12 protein-coding genes are annotated in these 18,967 nt (G+C 44.5%); 5 read left to right on the forward strand and 7 right to left on the reverse strand.

Annotated elements, in window-relative coordinates:
* The coding region (locus MiSe_RS31135; RefSeq protein ID WP_226587486.1) for a hypothetical protein at window positions 1–223 on the forward strand (223 nt) is incomplete at its 5' end.
* 62 nt (window positions 224–285) lie between these two features.
* Window positions 286–672: a hypothetical protein gene (locus tag MiSe_RS31140; RefSeq protein ID WP_226587487.1), complete on the forward strand. Its 387-nt coding sequence runs from the start codon at window positions 286–288 to the stop codon at window positions 670–672.
* 369 nt (window positions 673–1,041) lie between these two features.
* On the opposite strand, the gene MiSe_RS31145 is transcribed toward MiSe_RS31140, so the two are convergent.
* Window positions 1,042–2,745: a dipeptide ABC transporter ATP-binding protein gene (locus MiSe_RS31145; protein ID WP_226587488.1), complete on the reverse strand. Its 1,704-nt coding sequence runs from the start codon at window positions 2,743–2,745 to the stop codon at window positions 1,042–1,044.
* Window positions 2,742–3,179 carry a heterocyst frequency control protein PatD gene (gene patD / locus MiSe_RS31150; RefSeq protein ID WP_226587489.1) on the reverse strand — a complete coding sequence of 146 codons (438 nt, stop codon included), beginning with the start codon at window positions 3,177–3,179 and terminating at the stop codon, window positions 2,742–2,744. The genes MiSe_RS31145 and patD overlap by 4 nt, the downstream gene beginning before the upstream one ends.
* A gap of 349 nt (window positions 3,180–3,528) precedes the next feature.
* Here patD and MiSe_RS31155 point away from each other — a divergent pair, with 349 nt between their 5' ends.
* The 3 genes from MiSe_RS31155 to MiSe_RS31165 all read left to right on the forward strand — a co-directional run bounded on the left by MiSe_RS31155 (window position 3,529) and on the right by MiSe_RS31165 (window position 8,011).
* A complete protein-coding gene (locus MiSe_RS31155; RefSeq protein ID WP_226587490.1) occupies window positions 3,529–5,883 on the forward strand; it encodes a RelA/SpoT family protein in 2,355 nt (784 codons plus the stop codon).
* Window positions 5,884–6,029: 146 nt separating this feature from the next.
* Window positions 6,030–6,467 carry a hypothetical protein gene (locus MiSe_RS31160; RefSeq protein WP_226587491.1) on the forward strand — a complete coding sequence of 146 codons (438 nt, stop codon included), beginning with the start codon at window positions 6,030–6,032 and terminating at the stop codon, window positions 6,465–6,467.
* Window positions 6,468–6,559: 92 nt separating this feature from the next.
* A complete protein-coding gene (locus MiSe_RS31165; protein WP_226587492.1) occupies window positions 6,560–8,011 on the forward strand; it encodes a protein adenylyltransferase SelO in 1,452 nt (483 codons plus the stop codon).
* Between the two features lie 64 nt (window positions 8,012–8,075).
* Here MiSe_RS31165 and MiSe_RS31170 read toward each other — a convergent pair whose 3' ends face one another.
* The 5 genes from MiSe_RS31170 to MiSe_RS31190 all read right to left on the reverse strand — a co-directional run bounded on the left by MiSe_RS31170 (window position 8,076) and on the right by MiSe_RS31190 (window position 18,412).
* Window positions 8,076–10,346 carry an ATP-binding protein gene (locus tag MiSe_RS31170; RefSeq protein ID WP_226587493.1) on the reverse strand — a complete coding sequence of 757 codons (2,271 nt, stop codon included), beginning with the start codon at window positions 10,344–10,346 and terminating at the stop codon, window positions 8,076–8,078.
* 630 nt (window positions 10,347–10,976) lie between these two features.
* Entirely contained in the window at window positions 10,977–12,287 is a 1,311-nt protein-coding gene (locus MiSe_RS31175; RefSeq protein WP_226587494.1) for a hypothetical protein, read from the reverse strand.
* 80 nt (window positions 12,288–12,367) lie between these two features.
* Window positions 12,368–13,261: a hypothetical protein gene (locus MiSe_RS31180; protein WP_226587495.1), complete on the reverse strand. Its 894-nt coding sequence runs from the start codon at window positions 13,259–13,261 to the stop codon at window positions 12,368–12,370.
* Between the two features lie 269 nt (window positions 13,262–13,530).
* Window positions 13,531–15,771 carry a DUF2194 domain-containing protein gene (locus MiSe_RS31185; RefSeq protein WP_226587496.1) on the reverse strand — a complete coding sequence of 747 codons (2,241 nt, stop codon included), beginning with the start codon at window positions 15,769–15,771 and terminating at the stop codon, window positions 13,531–13,533.
* 394 nt (window positions 15,772–16,165) lie between these two features.
* A complete protein-coding gene (locus MiSe_RS31190) occupies window positions 16,166–18,412 on the reverse strand; it encodes a hypothetical protein (protein WP_226587497.1) in 2,247 nt (748 codons plus the stop codon).
* Window positions 18,413–18,967 lie beyond the last annotated feature (555 nt).

Below are 18,967 nucleotides of genomic sequence, written 5' to 3' on the forward strand. Positions count from 1 at the left end.
AATGGAAAACCAAAATCATGAATCCAAGTTTGAAGGAACACCTGAAATTGAATCTCTCAACATTGCTGACCTCGAGCTTCTTTACAAGAAATTAGAAGATGAAGATGCTGAATTATATAACGGTGGTATGTTCAATAAAGAATTTGAGTGTCCTTGTAACTGTCTCTTGGAGCCTCTAGAACCAGGAGGTTGCGCCGTAAACTATCCTGAGTATAAATTTTAGACTAAGTTTGTCTTGCTAAGAATTATTGTGTACACCAGACAACAAGTTTAAGGAGAGCAAAAATGGAAAACCAAAATCATGAATCCAAGTTTGAAGGAACACCTGAAATTGAATCTCTCAACATTGCTGACCTCGAGCTTCTTTACAAGAAATTAGAAGATGAAGATGCTGAATTATATAACGGTGGTCGTGGGATTCAGTATAATAATTTTAGTATAATGAAGGATGTTACTTGGTCTGTACGTGAGTCTCTACTAGGTAATATTTACGGCAGCCTCTGTCCTTATGCCTTCAGTGATTGTCCAGCGCTGGAAAGATGTACAAATAACGAACAATCATGTCGTCAGCTAGTATATTGCGAAAACAATAGATATCGTGATGATGGGTGTCCCGATAATATGCCCTGCCGATCCCTTAAAGAATGTCAAGGCAACTATGGGCTGCAATAGTGTTTTAGTAGGGTGTGCTTCAAATAATTATCATGACGATAGCTGTCCCAACAATGTAAATTGTCGTACTCTTGTATGATATATTGATTGCTAACAGCACTGATTCCGGGGTAAAACCTATCACCTTTGTTTCTTACCGCGCTCTCCACTTTCTTTCGCGACGATTTTGCCTAGAAACCTGCAGGAATTACGCAAAGTTTATATCTGTAGGGTGCGTTAGCCAGCAGAGTACGGCACCATGACACTATATTTATTGTCGTTGCGTAAGTCCTCACCTGGTTTCTTTGCGTCAGTCCCGTACATGAAACTGTTAATTACGTAATACTAACGTAAGTTGCTAGTTACATCGAGCAAAGAAACCGGGTTTCTTTAAGAAACCCGGTTTCTGTGAGCTAGCAAGGGAGCAGCTTGCAATAATGTTTGGGTATAAGGGTGTTTGGGATGGGAAAATACTTCTTGAGTAGCGCCAATTTCCACAATTTGTCCAGAATTCATGACGGCGATGCGCGAGCAAAAAAACCTCGCCACCCAAAGGTCATGAGTAATAAACAAATAAGTTAAGTCAAAATCCCGCTTTAATTCCAGCATTAACTCCAGCACTTGAGTTTGCACGCTAGCATCTAACATGCTGACTGGTTCATCGCAAATAACCAGTTTAGGACGAGTAATTAAAGCACGCGCGATCGCCACCCTTTGTTGTTGTCCCCCAGATAAATCAGATGGATATCGGTTATAATACTCTTCGACTGGCATTAACCCCACTCGTTCCAACATTTGCAATACTTGCTGTTTCGCTTCTGTGGGATTAGCCAGTTTGTGAATAAATAAAGGATCGGCGATACTTTGTCCTACGGTCATGCGAGGATTGAGGCAAGCATGAGGGTCTTGAAATACCATTTGAATTTGTCGCCGTTGCTGTTGCATTGACTGGCGAGATAAAGCAGTTAAATCTTGTCCCAGAAACTCTACTTTTCCAGCAGTTGGACGAATTAGCTGCAAAATTGTTCGCGATAAAGTACTCTTTCCACAACCAGATTCTCCCACCAATCCCAAAATTTCACCCGGATAAAGTTCTAAGTTAATTCCATCTACCGCTTTAATTGTCCGGTTTTCTCTAGATAAAAGTTGCTCGATAAAACCGCATTCCAATGTATAGTGCTGCTTCAAATCTTTAACGCGCAGAATTGGCGATTGGTAATTGGTATTTGGTATTTGGTATTCCTCCCCTGCTCCCCTGCTCCCCTGCTCCCCTGCTCCCCTGCTCTCCTCGACGGCTTGAATATGTAACGCTGCTTGCAGGAGACTGCGCGTATACTCGTGCTGGGGACGTTGAATCACCGCTTCGGTTGTTCCGGTTTCGACTATTTTCCCGCCGTACATTACCGCCATGCGCGAGCAATATTCCCCCACCATCGCCAAGTCGTGGGAAATTAACAGCAATGCCATATCCCTTTCGCGACACAGGCGCGTCAGTTCTTGTAAAATTTGCGCCGATACCGTGACATCTAAACTCGTGGTCGGCTCATCTGCCACAATCAGTTTGGGAGAAAGTAACAGAGCGAGAGCGATCGCTACCCGCTGTCGCATTCCGCCGCTAAATTCGTGGGGATATTGCGTCCACCGACTCGCCGGTATTTTCACCGCTTCTAACGTTTCAATTGCCTTGTCTTTTGCCTGACCTTGAGACAATTCTGGTTTATGTGCTTTTAGCGTTTCGATGCAATGATCCCCAATCGTCATTAAAGGATCGAGGCGCGTCATCGGATCTTGAAAAATCAGCGCCACTGCTTCCCCCCGAAAGCGGCGCAATTGCGCTGCATCGAGGTCGAATACCGACTCTCCGGCAAAGGTTACTCGCCCCTCAATCCGCGTTTCAGGGGGTAATAACCGCATCGCCGCCCGTCCCAGGGTTGATTTACCACAACCCGATTCTCCCACCAATCCCAGTCTTTCCCCCGGTTGTAAGGTAAAAGAAACGCCATCAACAGCCCAGTTCGACTCCCTGCTATACTTGCGGCTGGGATAAGCTACCCGCAGATTTTCTACATTAAAAAGAATTTGATTATTGGTCATTGGTAATTTTTCTTCCCCATTACCTCGTTCCCATGGCTCTGCCTGGGAACGCCATTACCCATTACCGAGGCTGAGTCGTTATCTAGAAGAGCATTGCAGTAGCTTATCAGAGTTTCGATGCGCGAGCGAATCTGAGCCAGGCGTTGTTGAGTAGTTGCTGATTGACGGGAAGCTTGCAAGAAGGTGACATCTATTGAGAGTAAACGCATCTGCTTGTTGAGTTCGGTCAAGAAAGATTGTACGCGCGACATAACCGAGGGGTCTAAGTTATCGCTATCCAAGCTTAAAATTTGTTGTTGAAATAATAGTTGCAGTTGCTCGAAGCTCTGTCGCAGGAGAGTCGGGTTTGGATTGTCATCAGCGACAGTTTGTTGCAGATGGACAACAGCGGTGAAAAATTCTTGATAGCGATCGCGATAAAACTGCGGTAACATTTTTAGTTCATTAGGATACAATCAATGTAAAGAATTTTGTCGATTCTATCAAGGCGATGGGTAACCCGCTCGCCCTGTAAAGGCGTTAGCTCTAGCAAGGATTAAGTTCTTTCCCTAAGCGCTGCTAACTGTTTTATCCTCCGCAGATTCTTGTGGAGGGTATAAGCGCATAGCTGCTAGTGGAAAATTTTCTGAAGATCCAACTACATTTGATGATTTAGCAGTGTGATAAAGGTGAAGGATCTTTCCTTGTCAGGAGCGACGAGCCGATTTTGCACCCGTACCACCGCCCGCTTTCAGGCAGATTCTCCAAACAACATCATATTTTTAGGATTTCAGCAAGGGTAGCATGAACGCAATAGCTCTGACTTCGACGATAGATTGTGCCCTCCCCGATTGGTTGCAGCAATGTTTGATCTCGCAGCAATCGGGGGAATCATCAGGAGCATCAACAGAAGGGATCGCAAGTAAGAAAGCAGGCGGCGCACCAGAGGTGCCTCTATCACCCGCAGACAACGAGTTAGTCTGTCGCGCTTTCAGCTTTGCTTATCAGCTGCATCAGGGACAACGTCGCGCATCGGGAGAACCGTATATCTGCCATCCGGTCGCCGTCTCGGGATTGTTGCGCGAGCTGGGTGGTAGCCCTGCTATGATAGCAGCCGGATTTCTGCACGACATCGTTGAAGATACGGATGTTACCCCAGAAGAACTGGAAAAGCTGTTTGGCGCGGAGGTAAGACAGCTAGTCGAAGGCGTCACCAAACTTTCTAAGTTCAATTTTTCCAGCAAGACCGAGCGACAAGCGGAAAACTTCCGCCGCATGTTTTTGGCAATGGCTAAAGATATCCGGGTAATTGTGGTAAAGTTGGCAGATCGCCTGCACAACATGCGAACCCTGGAACACCTAGCAGATGAAAAAAGGCGGCGCATAGCTCTGGAAACGCGAGAAATATTTGCTCCCCTGGCGAATCGTTTGGGAATTGGGCGGTTTAAGTGGGAACTAGAAGATTTAGCCTTTAAATATCTCGAACCGGAAGCGTATCGGCGAGTACAGGAATTAGTAGCCGAAAAACGAACCGATCGAGAAGCAAGACTGGCGCAAGTGGGGGAAACTTTACGCCAAGGTCTAAATCAAGTAGGAGTTCAATGTATCGACATTAGCTGGCGTCCCAAACACCTGTACGGGATTTTCCAAAAAATGGAGCGACAGCAAAAGGAATTTCACGAAATATTCGATTTGGCAGCAATTCGCATCATCGTTCAAACAAACGAGGAATGCTACCGCGCTTTAGCAGTTGTCCACGATGCTTTTCGACCGATTCCCGGTCGGTTTAAAGATTATATCGGTCTACCCAAACCCAACCGCTATCAATCATTGCATACCGTTGTCATCGGCTCCAGCGGGCGTCCGGTAGAAGTGCAGATCCGCACCGTGGAAATGCATCGGGTGGCAGAATATGGGATTGCAGCCCATTGGAAGTATAAAGAAACTGGTCGCTCGGACCATAGCCAACTAACAGCTGAAGATGAAAAGTTCACTTGGTTGCGCCAGTTACTGGAATGGCAAAACGACCTTAAGGATGCTCAAGAATATATCGAAAGCGTTAAAGATAACTTATTTGAAGACGATGTTTATGTCTTCACGCCCAAAGGGGATGTAATTCCCCTGTTGCAGGGAGCAACACCCGTTGATTTTGCCTATCGAATTCACACCGAGGTGGGACACCACTGTGCCGGTGCGAGGGTGAACGGGCGGATGACGCCCTTGGGGACGCGGTTGAAGAATGGCGACATTGTGGACATTATCACCCAGAAAAACGGTCGCCCTAGTTTGGATTGGCTGAACTTTGTCGTTACTCCCAGCGCGCGCAACCGAATTCGACAGTGGTACAAGCGATCGAACCGGGAAGAAAACGTGGCTCGCGGACGGGAACTGCTAGAAAAGGAATTGGGTAAAACTGGTTTTGAAGCGCTGCTGAAGTCGGAACCGATGCAGGCGGCGGCGGAACGATGTAACTACCACAGCGTGGAAGATTTACTCGCCGCTTTGGGTTACGGTGAAGTGACGCTAAATTTAGTCGTCAATCGACTGCGGGATGCGGTGAGGGCGTCACAACCGATTGCTCCTGCTCTTGACAGCTGTGCCGAGTCGCCCTTAAGTTGTGAGTTGGCAAAAAGTGGGGCTGTTAGCACTGCGCTGAAAGAACGGGAAGGACTGCGTCCTGCTGCACCGAGTACCCAACGCTCTCCGATTGCTGGGGTTGAAGGGTTACTTTATTCCCTAGCTGGGTGTTGCACACCCATCCCCGGCGAACCGATTATTGGATTGGTGACGCGCAGCAATCGCGGGATTTCGATTCACCGACAAGGGTGTCCAAATCTGGAGAATGTGGAAGGCGATCGCTTAATCCCCGTCAGCTGGAATCCCGCCGACTCAGATAGTCTTCGTCCCCAAACCTACCCGGTTAATCTTCAAATTGAAGTCCTCGACCGAGTCGGCGTGCTTAAAGACATTCTTTCTCGCTTAACTGACAACTTTATCAACGTCCGCAGCGCCCAAGTCAAAACCTATGATAACCGCCCTGCTTTGATCGGTTTAGGCATCGATATCCGCGATTATGACCAATTAGAGCGCATTTTCACCCAAATTAAAAAGATGAGCGACGTATTAAATATCCGCCGTCTCAGTGAGGTGGAAGATTAGATCGGGTCATGGGTAATAGGTCATAGGTAATTGGGAATGAGGTATCAGTCGTCATGCTTCATCTTTCCTCTGTCATATGCCTATGGCTATGCCCCATTCGCCTATATATCCGCTAGACTGGTGCTTATGCATTTTTCAGGAGCAGTATGGCTTTTAGTTTAGCCAAGTGCGTTTCTATCGTCGCTACCGCAGTAGCTCTGACAACCGTCGTCCCCGGTGTTGCTTATTCCCAGTCCGCTAATCCAAGTGCAGCACCTCGTCCGGCGGAAAATCAACCCGCAACCCCTTCTAATCGTCCATCTGCTGGACAACAGGAATTGAATCTCTCTGCTCAACAGAGAGAACGCATTCAGTCTATTCTGGTTAACAGACAACAGCAAATTGAGGCGGTGTTGACCAAAGAGCAACGGGATACAATTGTAGAAGCACAGCGTTCTGGTCAGCAAATTACCGCACAAACCTTGAACCTGACGCCAGATCAGATCAACCGGATTCGACAAATCGTTCAGTCTTCTAACGATCAAATCAAACAGGTTCTTACTCCAGAACAAATCCAACAATTGCAAAATCAATCAAATCGCTAGGAATGAGTTATTAGTTATTAGTTATTAGTCTAGTTTAAAAAATAACTAATAACTAATTTTTAGATTTAGTGAAGAGCTGCGCGAACGCAATCATGGACGCAACTGCAACAATCCAAAATTATCCCAATCCCTTCTTTTCCCTCAATTACGTACCCGCGTTTGAATCTCTAGGAGACGATTATTTTGACATAGTAGCGGCGTCAGAATTCCCCCAGCATATTTTAAGATTCCGCAACGACCAATTGCTTCCCTTATTGGGACTCGAACCCAAAACGGTTACGGATAACGATTTTATCGAAGCCTTTGGTAAGTTTCAGGGAAGTCAGCTGTGTTTGGCAATGCGTTACCACGGCTATCAATTTGGCGAATATAACCCCATGTTGGGAGATGGTAGGGGTTTTCTGTACGGTCAACTCAAGGGTGTCGATGGCGCACTTTACGACTTCGGTACTAAAGGTTCCGGTACAACGCCTTATTCTCGCGGCGGCGATGGGAAACTCACGCTTAAAGGTGGCGTGCGAGAAGTTTTGGCGGCGGAAGCTTTGCACTACATGGGTGTGAAAACTTCCCGCACCTTAAGCATGATAGAAACAGGTCAAGCACTCTGGCGAGGAGATGAACCATCACCCACTCGCTCATCCGTAATGGTGCGTTTTAGCCGTTCCCATATCCGATTTGGTACGTTTGAACGGTTGCACCGCATCGGTCGTAAAGATCTTACCACAAAACTGTTAAATCACGTCATTGAATATTATTACCCGTCTGTGCAGGGCGCAGCCGAACCCTACTCGTTATTTTATGCAGAATTAGTCCAACGAGTCGCAGAATTGGTGGCTCAATGGATGGCGGCAGGCTTTTGTCATGGGGTATTAAATACAGATAACATGTCGATTGTGGGTGAAAGTTTTGACTATGGTCCTTATGGGTTTATTCCCAAATACGACCCCAATTTTATAGCTGCCTATTTTGACTATTACGGACGTTACAGTTACGGGAGTCAACCCGCAATTTGTAAGATGAATTTACAGATGCTGCAAGTTCCCCTAGGTGCTGCAATACCGGCGAATGATATGGAAGCAGCTTTGTCGCGGTTTGACGAGCATTATTATTTGACTTACAAGCAGTTAATGCTGAGAAAGTTGGGTTTGGAGAATTTACAATTACCCGAAGCTGATGAGTTATTGAAATTAACGATTGCTATTTTAAAGGAAACTGAGTTAGGCTATCACGACTTTTTTACAGAAATTACCGATCTTTTCCACAGACATTCCCCCGAAGATGTTGATAGTATCTTCAGCGATGCGGACTTTTTGCGCTATGTTGGCAAATCGGATAATCTAGAAAATTGGCAGCAGATTTTTACTCGAATTTTGCAGCATTTACCCCTCGATGTGCGCGGTCAAATTCCTCAAACAATGGCGCGTTGGAATCCAAGAACGGTATTGCTCAGACCCCGCATTGAAGCCATTTGGCGACCGATTGTGATGGAAGATAATTGGGAACCTTTTTATGAGTTGATAAGGCAGCTACAATCTGGAGAATAAAAAAGAATTTTAGATTTTAGATTTGAATTTAATCTGAAATCTGCAATTCTTCAATCTGCAATCTTCAAGTCCCTAGATTTTGCTTTAAGGGAATTTCGATTGTGAACTCTGTTCGCTCTCCTAACCAAGAATTACACTGCAACTGTCCTCGATGTTTTTCAGTCACAATTTGATAGCTAATCGAAAGACCTAACCCAGTACCGGAACCTACAGGTTTAGTAGTGAAGAAGGGGTCAAACAATCGTTTTTGAATCTGTTCTGGAATGCCGGGTCCATTATCTGCTATTTTGATGATGACTCGGTCTGTATGGGATAATTTGGTGTCGATCCAGATAGTCGGCGGTTCTGGATTATCGTTTAAATTGGTCTTTTCTTCCAATGCATCAATAGCGTTGGAAAGAATGTTCATAAACACTTGATTGAGTTGTCCGGGATAGCATTCCACTAAAGGCAAATCGGTGTAATTTTTGATTATTTGAATACCTGGAGAATTGGGTTTAGCTTTGATGCGATTTTGCAAAATCAGCAGCGTGCTATCAATTCCTTCATGGATGTTAACGTCTTTCATTTCAGCTTCATCCATGCGAGAGAAATTCCGTAAAGAAAGCACAATTTTTTGAATGCGTTCTGCTCCCACTTTCATCGATTCTAGAAGTTTTGGCAAGTCTTCAATAACGAAATCGATTTCGACTGCTTCTGCTTCGTCTTGAATTTCTGGATGGGGTGAGGGGTAGTGTTTTTGATAAAGTTGCAACAGCTTGAGTAAATCTTGGGTGTAGTTATGCGCGTGTTCGATATTGCCGTAGATAAAGTTAACGGGATTGTTAATTTCATGAGCGACCCCTGCTACCAGTTGTCCCAAACTTGACATTTTTTCGCTTTGGATCAGTTGAGATTTGTTGCGTTTGAGTTCGGCTAAAGCTTGTTCGAGTTCTGTGGCTTTTTCTGCTATTTCGGCTTGGGATCGCTTGAGTGCTGCCTCTGCTTGTTTCCGCTCGATTGCAAATACAATATAATCGGCAAAAGTTTCTGCTAAGTGTACTTCTTCTTCATCAAAATTCCGGATTTTATCGTAATAAACCCCGAAGCGTCCGAACAGTTTTCCCCGACTTACTAACGGAATCCACGCACAGGAACTAATCCCTTCTTGCAACAGCTCGTATTGCATTTCTCCCAATTCCTGGCTCTCTGCTACCCTGGGAATTAACACCGGCTGGGGTTCTGAATTTGAGGACACCCAAGGCGAATATTTGGCTAGGGATAGCATAAAGTTTCCTGAAATTCCTTTCCCTACTTGGAACATGGTGCCACCCTCTTCTTCAAATATCGAGATGGCAGCTCCATTCGCATTCAAAACTCCTTTTATACCAGTTAAAGATTGTTCGTAAATTTCTTCAATTGTGTTGGCTCTGCTAACTCTTTCTACCAGATCCGCCCAATGGTATACCGATTGAAGTTGCTCGAACTGTTGCAGCAGTTCTTTTTCGGCTAATTTTAGTTCGGTGATGTCTTGAATCGCTGCTTCTACTAATTGTTGTTGTTGACAATATCTGGCGTGCCAGGAAAACCACCGATAATATCCATCTTTGCACCGCAGGCGATTTTCAAAGCAAATAATATCTGGAACGCTAGAGATTTGATTCTGTAATACCTTAATTTTTTCCTGGGTCGAAAGTTGCTCTTCTGGATGGACAAATTCTAAGCAAGGAGTAGCGCGCAATTGCGAACTTGTCCAACCTAATATTTTTTCCCAAGCTGGATTGAGGTATTGAAAGAAGTCATTTAACCCGATTGTACAAAACAAATCCGATGAGAGCGCCAGCAGGGGATTTTCTGGCAAAGATGCTATGCCAACGCACTGAGTTTTATTCTGTAACTTCAACTCGCTTTGCACCCAAACTGCCAGATCCTGAAGTGCTTGCACTTCATTTTCGCTCAGTTGATGGGGACTATAGTCCATGATGCTGAAAGTTCCCAGTTTATTGCCAAAAGTGTCTGTTACACAACATCCGGCATAGAAACGAATTTCGGTTTTCTCAGTTTCCAATCGGTTAATGGCAAAGCGAGGATCTAAATGGGTATCGGGAACGATCGCAATATCGTCGCTGCTGGGGCAGTTTAACAACAGGTTCAGCTTTTGCGCCTCGGAAATCGATAAACCGTGACTAAATCTTACCGATTCAGAATTGCTCTCAACCAGAGCGATCGCCACAATCGGCACTTTGAGGGAAAGAACCGCGATTCTGGCAATGCGCTCAAATCCGATAGCGGTGTTTGCGTCGAGCGTTGTACAATGATTGTCGGCGGCAGGGTAGCTAACCTTTTGTACCTGCATTGATCGGATGTTCCTCAGCGACTAGACAAACCTGGCAAAATAGGGTGATATAATTATTTTCGCAGCCGCCAAGTCACCCCAACAGCAAACTGCTTACATCGATGCAGCGATGTTAAAGTTAATATAATATTAAATTAATATACTTTTATTAAAAATAATAAGTAGGTAGGCATAAATAAACTGAACACCCGACGAGACGCCCATCCCACAAGAGATTTGAAAGCTTTGTGGGGTGGGCATCCTGCCTGCCCTATATTTATATAACTATTTTCACTTTATTTACCTGCACCCGCTTATAATAAACAATCAGCCCAAGCTGACAGGCGGTTTGTAAAGTTACGTTAAGTAAGGGGCGAAGTCTTGCAGCCATCAGGCGAAAATGGTAGGCTGCCTGATTTTATAGCCCCTCTCTGCTAGGGCCAGGAAGGCGATCGCCCCACGCAGGGTGAGGGGGAAAAACGGCGAATGCCTGGGGTGATTCACAGATAATTTCCGACTCCAACAGATTGATTGGTAAAACCCACACCTTGCACCCGCCGGTGCCCCAATAGAATTGAGAAAAAGAAACTTCTCCTGGCGAGGAGAAGTCCCGTTTAATCGGATGAAGCTTTCCCAAACCCCCTCATTTCGTTAATTGAGGGCTGACCAATTGACAGTCAGGGTGCCAATATTATCCCCGTAGTTCGGCTTGTAATCATTGACTAGGAAGACCAAAGTTTCACCAGGTTTGAGAACAATAGTCGTTGCTGTACCCACTTCAGTTACAACACCAGTTGTCTTGTTTACTGCCAGCAGAGCAAATTCGGTATTGTTGGGATATTTCAGATACTGCTGAAATTCTTTTAAGCTCTCTTTCAAGGCAGCCTGAATTTCTGGTGGGAAACCCTTTAATCCGCTGGCGGTACAATCTGGAATATCGCCTTTCGGTTTCCAAGTGCCAGAGGGTGTAAATGTGTAGGAGACTTCTTTTGTCTGGGTGTTAGTAAATTCAACCCCAGTGTCAGAGTTAGTTGGCACTTCAAATTGTCCCTTCGTTTCCGGCGGCGGGGTAACCGCTTCTTTTGTGACTACTTTGACAAATGTTCTGACAAAACCTCTGTTATTTTCCCAATTGATGTCCCAGAAAACAAAAGAGAGCGTACCTTTACTTAAAACAGTCATTTCCAAATGGGTTCCTACAGCAAAATAGGTCTTGCCCCCATCCAGAGTCCCAATCAGACTACCCAACCTAAATGAAAAGTTTTGCTTTGCAATATAGCCGTATGGCCAATTCCCCTTGCCTTTAATATTAACACCGTTAGCGTTAATATCGGAATTTCTATCCATCCAGTTCGGATTCCATAAGTCTTTGGGGTTGACATTAACTATTAGTAAGTCCCCAGGTTCTAATTCGACCCCTGTATTTAAGGGCGTCCCTCCAGTCGAACTATGTACTCTCGCATTAATATCGAAATACTTTGCTTCCTCGTCATCGTAGATCCCAGTTGTGTCAGTTATGGCATAGCTTGATGATTCTCGGACTTCGACAGTTGCTGTTATAGAACCGCTATTTGTGTTGGCATCGCCGCCCCAGAAGAAAAAAGATAGATCGCCATCCCTTAAAATTGTCATTTCCAAATGGGTTCCTACGGGAAAATAGGTCTTGCCTCCGTCCAGAGTCCCGATCAGACTGCCCAACGCAAATTCATACTCATAGTTCCAGTCAACTATGGTAGCTTCTTTATACAAGCCATGAATCTTTTTTGTCTCAGCTGCTGATATCCCGTTAGCATTTACCCACAATTGAGGTTCATTTTTACGCGGAGTCCATCTTTGTTCTGGGTCTACATTAACTATTAGTAATTGCCCCTCCTTTAGTTTGATATCTGTAGTTTTCAGAGCGCCATCAGTCGAACAATTTTTTACGCTGTCAATTTCCAGCGTGTATTGCTGTGTTTCCATTATTTCTCCTGGGGGCGAATTTTATTTATAACTCACCCCATACAAATTTACTATCTCGCCTTTAAAGCCTGGATTTACTGCTACGGGGTAGCCGCACCTTTTTTGACTACTTTGACAAATGCTCTGACAAAACCTCTGTTATTTAGGTAATCGAGGTCCCACACAAGAAAAGAGAGTGTACCTTTACTTAAAACAGTCATTTCCAAATGGGTTCCTACAGCAAAATAGGTCTTGCCTCCATCCAGAGTCCCAATCAGATTACCCATCCTAAATGAAAAGGGAGATCCATGATAGCCCCACGGCCAAGACTTGTTTTTATTTATAGCGTTAGCGTTAACATCGGAATTTCGATCCATCCACGCCATATTCCATAAATCTTTGGGGTCTACATTAACTTTTAGTAAGTCCCCAGGTTCTAATTCGATACCTGTATTTAATCGCGTCCCTCCAGTCAAACTATGTACTCTCGCATTAATATCGAAATACTCTGCTTCATAGTCAATGTTGTCCGCAGGTTTGTTAGTTTCTGTAGGTATGTAATAGCTTGATGCGTCTTTGACTTCAACAGTTACCGTCAGAGAACCTGCATTTGTGTTGGCATCGCCGCCCCAGAAGAAAAAAGAGAGTTCGCCAGCCTTTAAAATTGTCATTTCCAAATGGGTTCCTACGGGAAAATAAGTCCTGCCTCCGTCCAGAGTCCCGATCAGACTGCCCAAGGCAAATTCAGACTCATAGTTCCAGTCAAGTATGGTAGCTTCTTTGTACAAGCCATCAATCTTGTTTGTGACAGCAGATATACCGTTAGCATTCACCCAGGATTTTTTGCAATCCTTATATGCGCTCCATGTCTTTGTGGGTTCATCAACCTTAACTATTAGTAATTGCCCATCCTTTAGTGCTATTTTTGTTTGGCATAAACTCCCATCAGTCGAGCAGTTTTTCACGGCATCAATCGTGAATTGCTGTGTTGCCATTATTTTTCTCCTTGGGCTTTCGTATTCGTATTACTTAATTTTTTAGCCTTATGTAAGCTACCAGTACGCCCAGCCTAAAAAATCTATCTTTAGATATATTTTTTAGGTTTGACTAAAAAATATATAGTGGGTACTTTCAACTAGACTTTTTTTGTAAATTTTTATAAAAAAAGAGGTGATTGCTCACCTCAATTGCTAATTCAGGACTGACAACGCTCTCAATTTGCAAACTGTGCAGAGAGAGAGATTCGTCAGCTTCCTTATTTCCTTCAGCTAGCTGACCAATTGACGGTCAGGGTGCCAACATTATCCCCGTAGTCTGGCGGAAAATCGTTAACTATGAAGACCAAAGTTTCACCAGGTTTGAGAACAATAGTCGTTGCTGCGCTCACTTCAGTTACAACACCAGTTGTCTTGTTTACTGCAACTAGGGCGAAAGCCGTATTGTTAGGATATTTCAGATATTTTTGCAGATCCTTCAAGCTCTCATTCCACATTGTCTGAAGCTCAGGCGACATCGACTTTACCCCGGCGGCGGTAACTTCTGAAAAACCTTGTTCGCGTTTCCCGGGTATCCAAGTGCCGGATGGCACAAATGTATAGGATACTTCCTTGGTCTGGGTGTTAGTAAATTCTACGCCAGTGTCCAAGTTAGATTTTACTTCAAATTGTCCGCTTGTGACGATTCTGTTATATACTGCTGCTGCATATAAACCAGGATCGCTGTAAAAAACTTGATGGTCTTTGGCATCGGGCTTGGTATTGAGAATTGGCTGCCCGACATAAGAGTAAAGACATTTTACTCCCGCAAAAATTGGATGGCTACTATTTATTGTCCGATTGCCATCAATATTGATGTAATGGGGAGAAAATTCCAATCCAAATTCATTGAGAAATGTCTTCCACTGCTTGGCTTCATTTTCACCTCCGCCGTATCCCGTACCGCCCATCAGGTAAACGTTACCTCCGGATTTGACATAATCGATCAGCACCTGGTTATCCTTCGGCTCCGCACCCAGAAATACGCCGTTATATTGTTTTAAGGTGGCGAGGTCGAATTTCTGGTTAACGTTTACAGTCCAGGTATGACCTGCATCTGTCATTGCCTTTGCCAACCGAGATTGGATCAGACCGCCGTTAGCTGAGTAGACGTGGAATTTGCCCTTAGCACCGCCTGTAAACCAATTGGCAATGTTTTTCACAAAAATTTCTGTATCTGGGGCGCGGACAAATCCCACGTCGGTTAAAGGGAATTCGTCAGCGGAAACTACAATCTTTCCTTGTGGAGTTCCTGGATTTTCAAATGCTGCATATAAACCTGGATCGCTGTGAAAAACTTGATGGTCTTTAACATCTGGCTTGGTATTCAGAATTGGCTGAGCCACATAATAGAAAAGACATTTTACTCCCGCAAAAATTGGATGGTTACTATTGATTACCAAATTGCCATCAATGTTGATGTAGTAGGGAGAAATTTCCAATCCAAATTCATTGAGAAATGTCTTCCACTGCTTGGCTTCATTTTCATAGCCCCCGTAACCCGTCCCAGCCATCAGGTAAACGTTACCTCCTGATTTGACATAATCGATCAGCACCTGATTATCCTTCGGCTCTGCACCCAGAAATACGCCGTTATATTGTTTTAATGTGGCGAGGTCGAATTTCTGGCTCACGTTTACAGTCCAGGTATGACCGGCATCTGTCATTGCTTTTGCCAACCGAGATTGGATCAGACCATGGTTAGCTGAGTAGACGTGGAATTTGCCCTTTGCACCGCCTGTAAACCAATTGGCAATGTTTTTCACAAAAATTTCTGTATCTGGGGCGCGGACAAATCCCGTGTCGCATAAAACCCATTCGTCAGCTGAAACTACAATCTTTCCTTGTGTAGTTCCTGGATTTTCAAATGCTGCATGTAAACCGGGATCGCTCTCGAAAACTTGATGGTTTGCATCGGCATTGGTATTGAGAATTGGCTGAGCGCCATAATAGAAAAGACATTTTACTCCCGCAAAAATTGGATGGCTACTATTTATTACCAAATTGCCATCAATATTGTTGTAATGGGGAGAAAATTCCAATCCAAATTCATTGAGAAATGTCTTCCACTGCTTGGCTTCATTTTCAGCTCCGCCGTATCCCGTACCGCCCATGAGGTAAACGTTACCTCCTGATTTGACATAATCGATCAGCACCTGGTTATCCTTCGGCTCCGCACCCAGAAATACGCCGTTATATTGTTTTAATGTGGCGAGGTCGAATTTCTGGCTCACGTTTACAGTCCAGGTATGACCTGCATCTGTCATTGCTTTTGCCAACCGAGATTGGATCAGACCGCCGTTAGCTGAGTAGACGTGGAATTTGCCCTTTGCACCGCCTGTAAACCAATTGGCAATGTTTTTCACAAAAATTTCTGTATCTGGGGCGCGGAGAAATCCCGTGTCGGTTAAAGTGTATTCGTCAGTGGCAACTACAATCTTTCCTTGTTGAGGTTCTGAATTTGTTTGCATACAATCTACCTTCGATCGCAGAGATAATTTTGTTTACCCGTCAAATTCTCTCACAAATCAGATTTAGTTAAAGGGTGAAAAGTTAAAATTTAATTAAATATGCATCAAGACTGCGGACAGTTTTTATAGCGGATTGCAGCCGTATGAGGTAAGGCTTGTTTGTGTAGCGGCAGCATTAATGCTGCCGCTACACAAACAAGCCAAAAGGCTTTCCCTAGACGAGCTGGCAATCCGCTGTATTTCAGAGGCTGAAACGTTTGAATTACCGTTGATGGCTAGCTGCAACAGGACTTAGGCACGCTGCGCCAAAAACAAAGGTGATGCGTCAATCTCGCTGGTCGAAACCGACGATTTTTCGGAGGATATTGCAGCTTTCCTAAACGCCCTCATTTTGTTAATTGAGGGCTGACCAATTGACAGTCAGGCTGCCAACATTATCCCCGTAGTCTGGCGGAAAATCATTAACTATGAAGACCAAAGTTTCACCAGGTTTGAGAACAATAGTCGTTGCTGCGCTCACTTCAGTTACAACACCAGTTGTCTTGTTTACTGCAACTAGGGCGAAAGCCGTATTGTTAGGATATTTCAGATATTTTTGCAGCTCCTTCAAGCTCTCATTCCACACTGTCTGAAGCTCAGGCGACATCCCCTTTACCCCGGCGGCCGTAACTTCTGTAAAACCTTCTTCGCGTTTCCCGGGTATCCAAGTGCCGGATGGCACAAATTTATAGGAGACTTCCTTGGTCTGGGTGTTAGTAAATTCAACGCCAGTGTCAAAGTTGGATTTTACTTCAAATTGTCCGCTTGTGACGATTCTGTTATATACTGCTGCTGCATATAAACCTGGATCGGTGTGAAAAACTTGATGGTCTTTGGCCTCTGGCTTGGTATTGAGAATTGGCTGAGCGATAACAGAGTAAAGATATTTAACTCCCGCAAAAATTGGATGACTACTATTTATTGTCCGATTGCCCTTAATATTAATTTCGTGGGGAGAAATTTCCAATCCAAATTCATTGAGAAATGTCTTCCACCGCTTGGCTTCATCTTCATAGCCGCCTAATGCCGTCCCAGCCATCAGGTAAACGTTACCTCCTGATTTGACATAATCGATCAGCACCTGGTTATCCTTCGACTCTGCACCCAGAAATATGCCGTTATATTGTTTTAATGTGTCCAGGTCGAATTTCTGGCTAACGTTTACAGTCCAGGTATGACCGGCATCTGTCATTGTTTTTTTCAACCGAGATTGGATCAGACCGCTGTTAGCTGAGTAGACGTGGAATTTGCCCTTTGCACCGCCTGTAAACCAATTGGCAATGTTTTTCACAAAAATTTCTGTATCTGGGGCGCGGTCAAATCCCACGTCGGTTAAAGGCCTTTGGTCAGCGGCAACTACAATCTTTCCTTGTTGAGTTCCTGGATTTTCAAATGCTGCATATAAACCTGGATCGCTGTGAAAAACTTGCTGGTTTTTAACATCGGGCTTGGTATTCAGAATTGGCTGAGCGAGCTCACAGTAAAGACATTTAACTCCCGCAAAAATTGGATGATTACTCGTAATTACCAAATTGCCATTAATATTTATTTTGTAGGGAGAAATTTCCAATCCAAATTCATTGAGAAATGTCTTCCACCGCTTGGCTTCATCTTCATAGGTGCCGTATCCCGTCCCAGCCATCAGGTAAACGTTACCTCCTGATTTGACATAATCGATCAGCACCTGGTTATCCTTCGGCTCTGCACCCAGAAATATGCCGTTATATTGTTTTAATGTGTCCAGGTCGAATTTCTGGCTAACGTTTACAGTCCAGGTATGACCGGCATCTGTCATTGTTTTTTTCAACCGAGATTGGATCAGACCGCTGTTAGCTGAGTAGACGTGGAATTTGCCCTTTGCACCGCCTGTAAACCAATTGGCAATGTTTTTCACAAAAATTTCTGTATCTGGGGCGCGGTCAAATCCCACGTCGGTTAAAGGCCTTTGGTCAGCGGCAACTACAATCTTTCCTTGTTGAGTTCCTGGATTTTCAAATGCTGCATATAAACCTGGATCGCTGTGAAAAACTTGCTGGTTTTTAACATCGGGCTTGGTATTCAGAATTGGCTGAGCGAGCTCACAGTAAAGACATTTAACTCCCGCAAAAATTGGATGATTACTCGTAATTACCAAATTGCCATTAATATTTATTTTGTAGGGAGAAATTTCCAATCCAAATTCATTGAGAAATGTCTTCCACCGCTTGGCTTCATCTTCATAGGTGCCGTATCCCGTCCCAGCCATCAGGTAAACGTTACCTCCTGATTTGACATAATCGATCAGCACCTGGTTATCCTTCGGAACTCCACCCAGAAATACGCCGTTATATTGTTTTAATGTGTCGAGGTCGAATTTCTGGTTAACGTTTACAGTCCAGGTATGACCTGCATCTGTCATTGTTTTTGCTAACCGAGATTGGATCAGACCGCTGTTAGCTGAGTAGACGTGGAATTTGCCCTTTGCACCGCCTGTAAACCAATTGGCAATGTTTTTCACAAAAATTTCTGTATCTGGGGCGCGGTCAAATCCCGTATTGGTTAAGGTGTATTCGTCAGCGGCAACTACAATCTTTCCTTGTTGAGGTTCTGAATTTGTTTGCATACAATCTACCTTTGATCGCAGAGATAATTTTGTTTGCCCGTCAAATTCTCTCACAAATCAGATTTAGTTAAGGGTGGAAAAGTTAAAATTTAATTAAATATGTATCAAGACTCCCGACAGTTTTTATAGCGGATTGCAGCCGTATGAGGTAAGGCTTGTTTGTGTAGCGGCACCCTTAAGGGTGCCGCTACACAAACAAGCCAAAAGGCTTTCCCTAGACGAGCTGGCAATCAGCTGTATTTCAGAGGCTGAAACGTTTGAATTACCGTTGATGGCTAGCTGCAACAGGACTTACGCACGCTGCGCCAAAAACAAAGGTGATGCTTGAAGAGGACGCGGGGACACTCAGGACGAGGGGACGCGGGGAAACCCCATGCCTAAAGTCAGGGGATTCCAACAAGGCATAATTTTTTCCCGCTCTACGAATAAATTCGGGGGGGCTGCTAGACTAGGTGCAGAGATCTGGAGCAGGGTGTACTCTTAGCGTCTCCCCAACTCGTTTGTCTGGGCGTCTTCTGGGTGAATCTCGCGACGAGAAACCCACGATTTTTGGGA

It is taken from the genome of Microseira wollei NIES-4236 (assembly GCF_020521235.1).
Lineage (GTDB): Bacteria > Cyanobacteriota > Cyanobacteriia > Cyanobacteriales > Aerosakkonemataceae > Microseira > Microseira wollei.

Bases quoted from the DNA above. Each gene is read 5' to 3' on its own strand.
- MiSe_RS31140 (WP_226587487.1), top strand. From the start codon at position 286: ATGGAAAACCAAAATCATGAATCCAAGTTTGAAGGAACACCTGAAATT.
- MiSe_RS31145 (WP_226587488.1), bottom strand. From the start codon at position 2,745: ATGACCAATAATCAAATTCTTTTTAATGTAGAAAATCTGCGGGTAGCT.
- patD (WP_226587489.1), bottom strand. From the start codon at position 3,179: ATGTTACCGCAGTTTTATCGCGATCGCTATCAAGAATTTTTCACCGCT.
- MiSe_RS31155 (WP_226587490.1), top strand. From the start codon at position 3,529: ATGAACGCAATAGCTCTGACTTCGACGATAGATTGTGCCCTCCCCGAT.
- MiSe_RS31160 (WP_226587491.1), top strand. From the start codon at position 6,030: ATGGCTTTTAGTTTAGCCAAGTGCGTTTCTATCGTCGCTACCGCAGTA.
- MiSe_RS31165 (WP_226587492.1), top strand. From the start codon at position 6,560: ATGGACGCAACTGCAACAATCCAAAATTATCCCAATCCCTTCTTTTCC.
- MiSe_RS31170 (WP_226587493.1), bottom strand. From the start codon at position 10,346: ATGCAGGTACAAAAGGTTAGCTACCCTGCCGCCGACAATCATTGTACA.
- MiSe_RS31175 (WP_226587494.1), bottom strand. From the start codon at position 12,287: ATGGAAACACAGCAATACACGCTGGAAATTGACAGCGTAAAAAATTGT.
- MiSe_RS31180 (WP_226587495.1), bottom strand. From the start codon at position 13,261: ATGGCAACACAGCAATTCACGATTGATGCCGTGAAAAACTGCTCGACT.
- MiSe_RS31185 (WP_226587496.1), bottom strand. From the start codon at position 15,771: ATGCAAACAAATTCAGAACCTCAACAAGGAAAGATTGTAGTTGCCACT.
- MiSe_RS31190 (WP_226587497.1), bottom strand. From the start codon at position 18,412: ATGCAAACAAATTCAGAACCTCAACAAGGAAAGATTGTAGTTGCCGCT.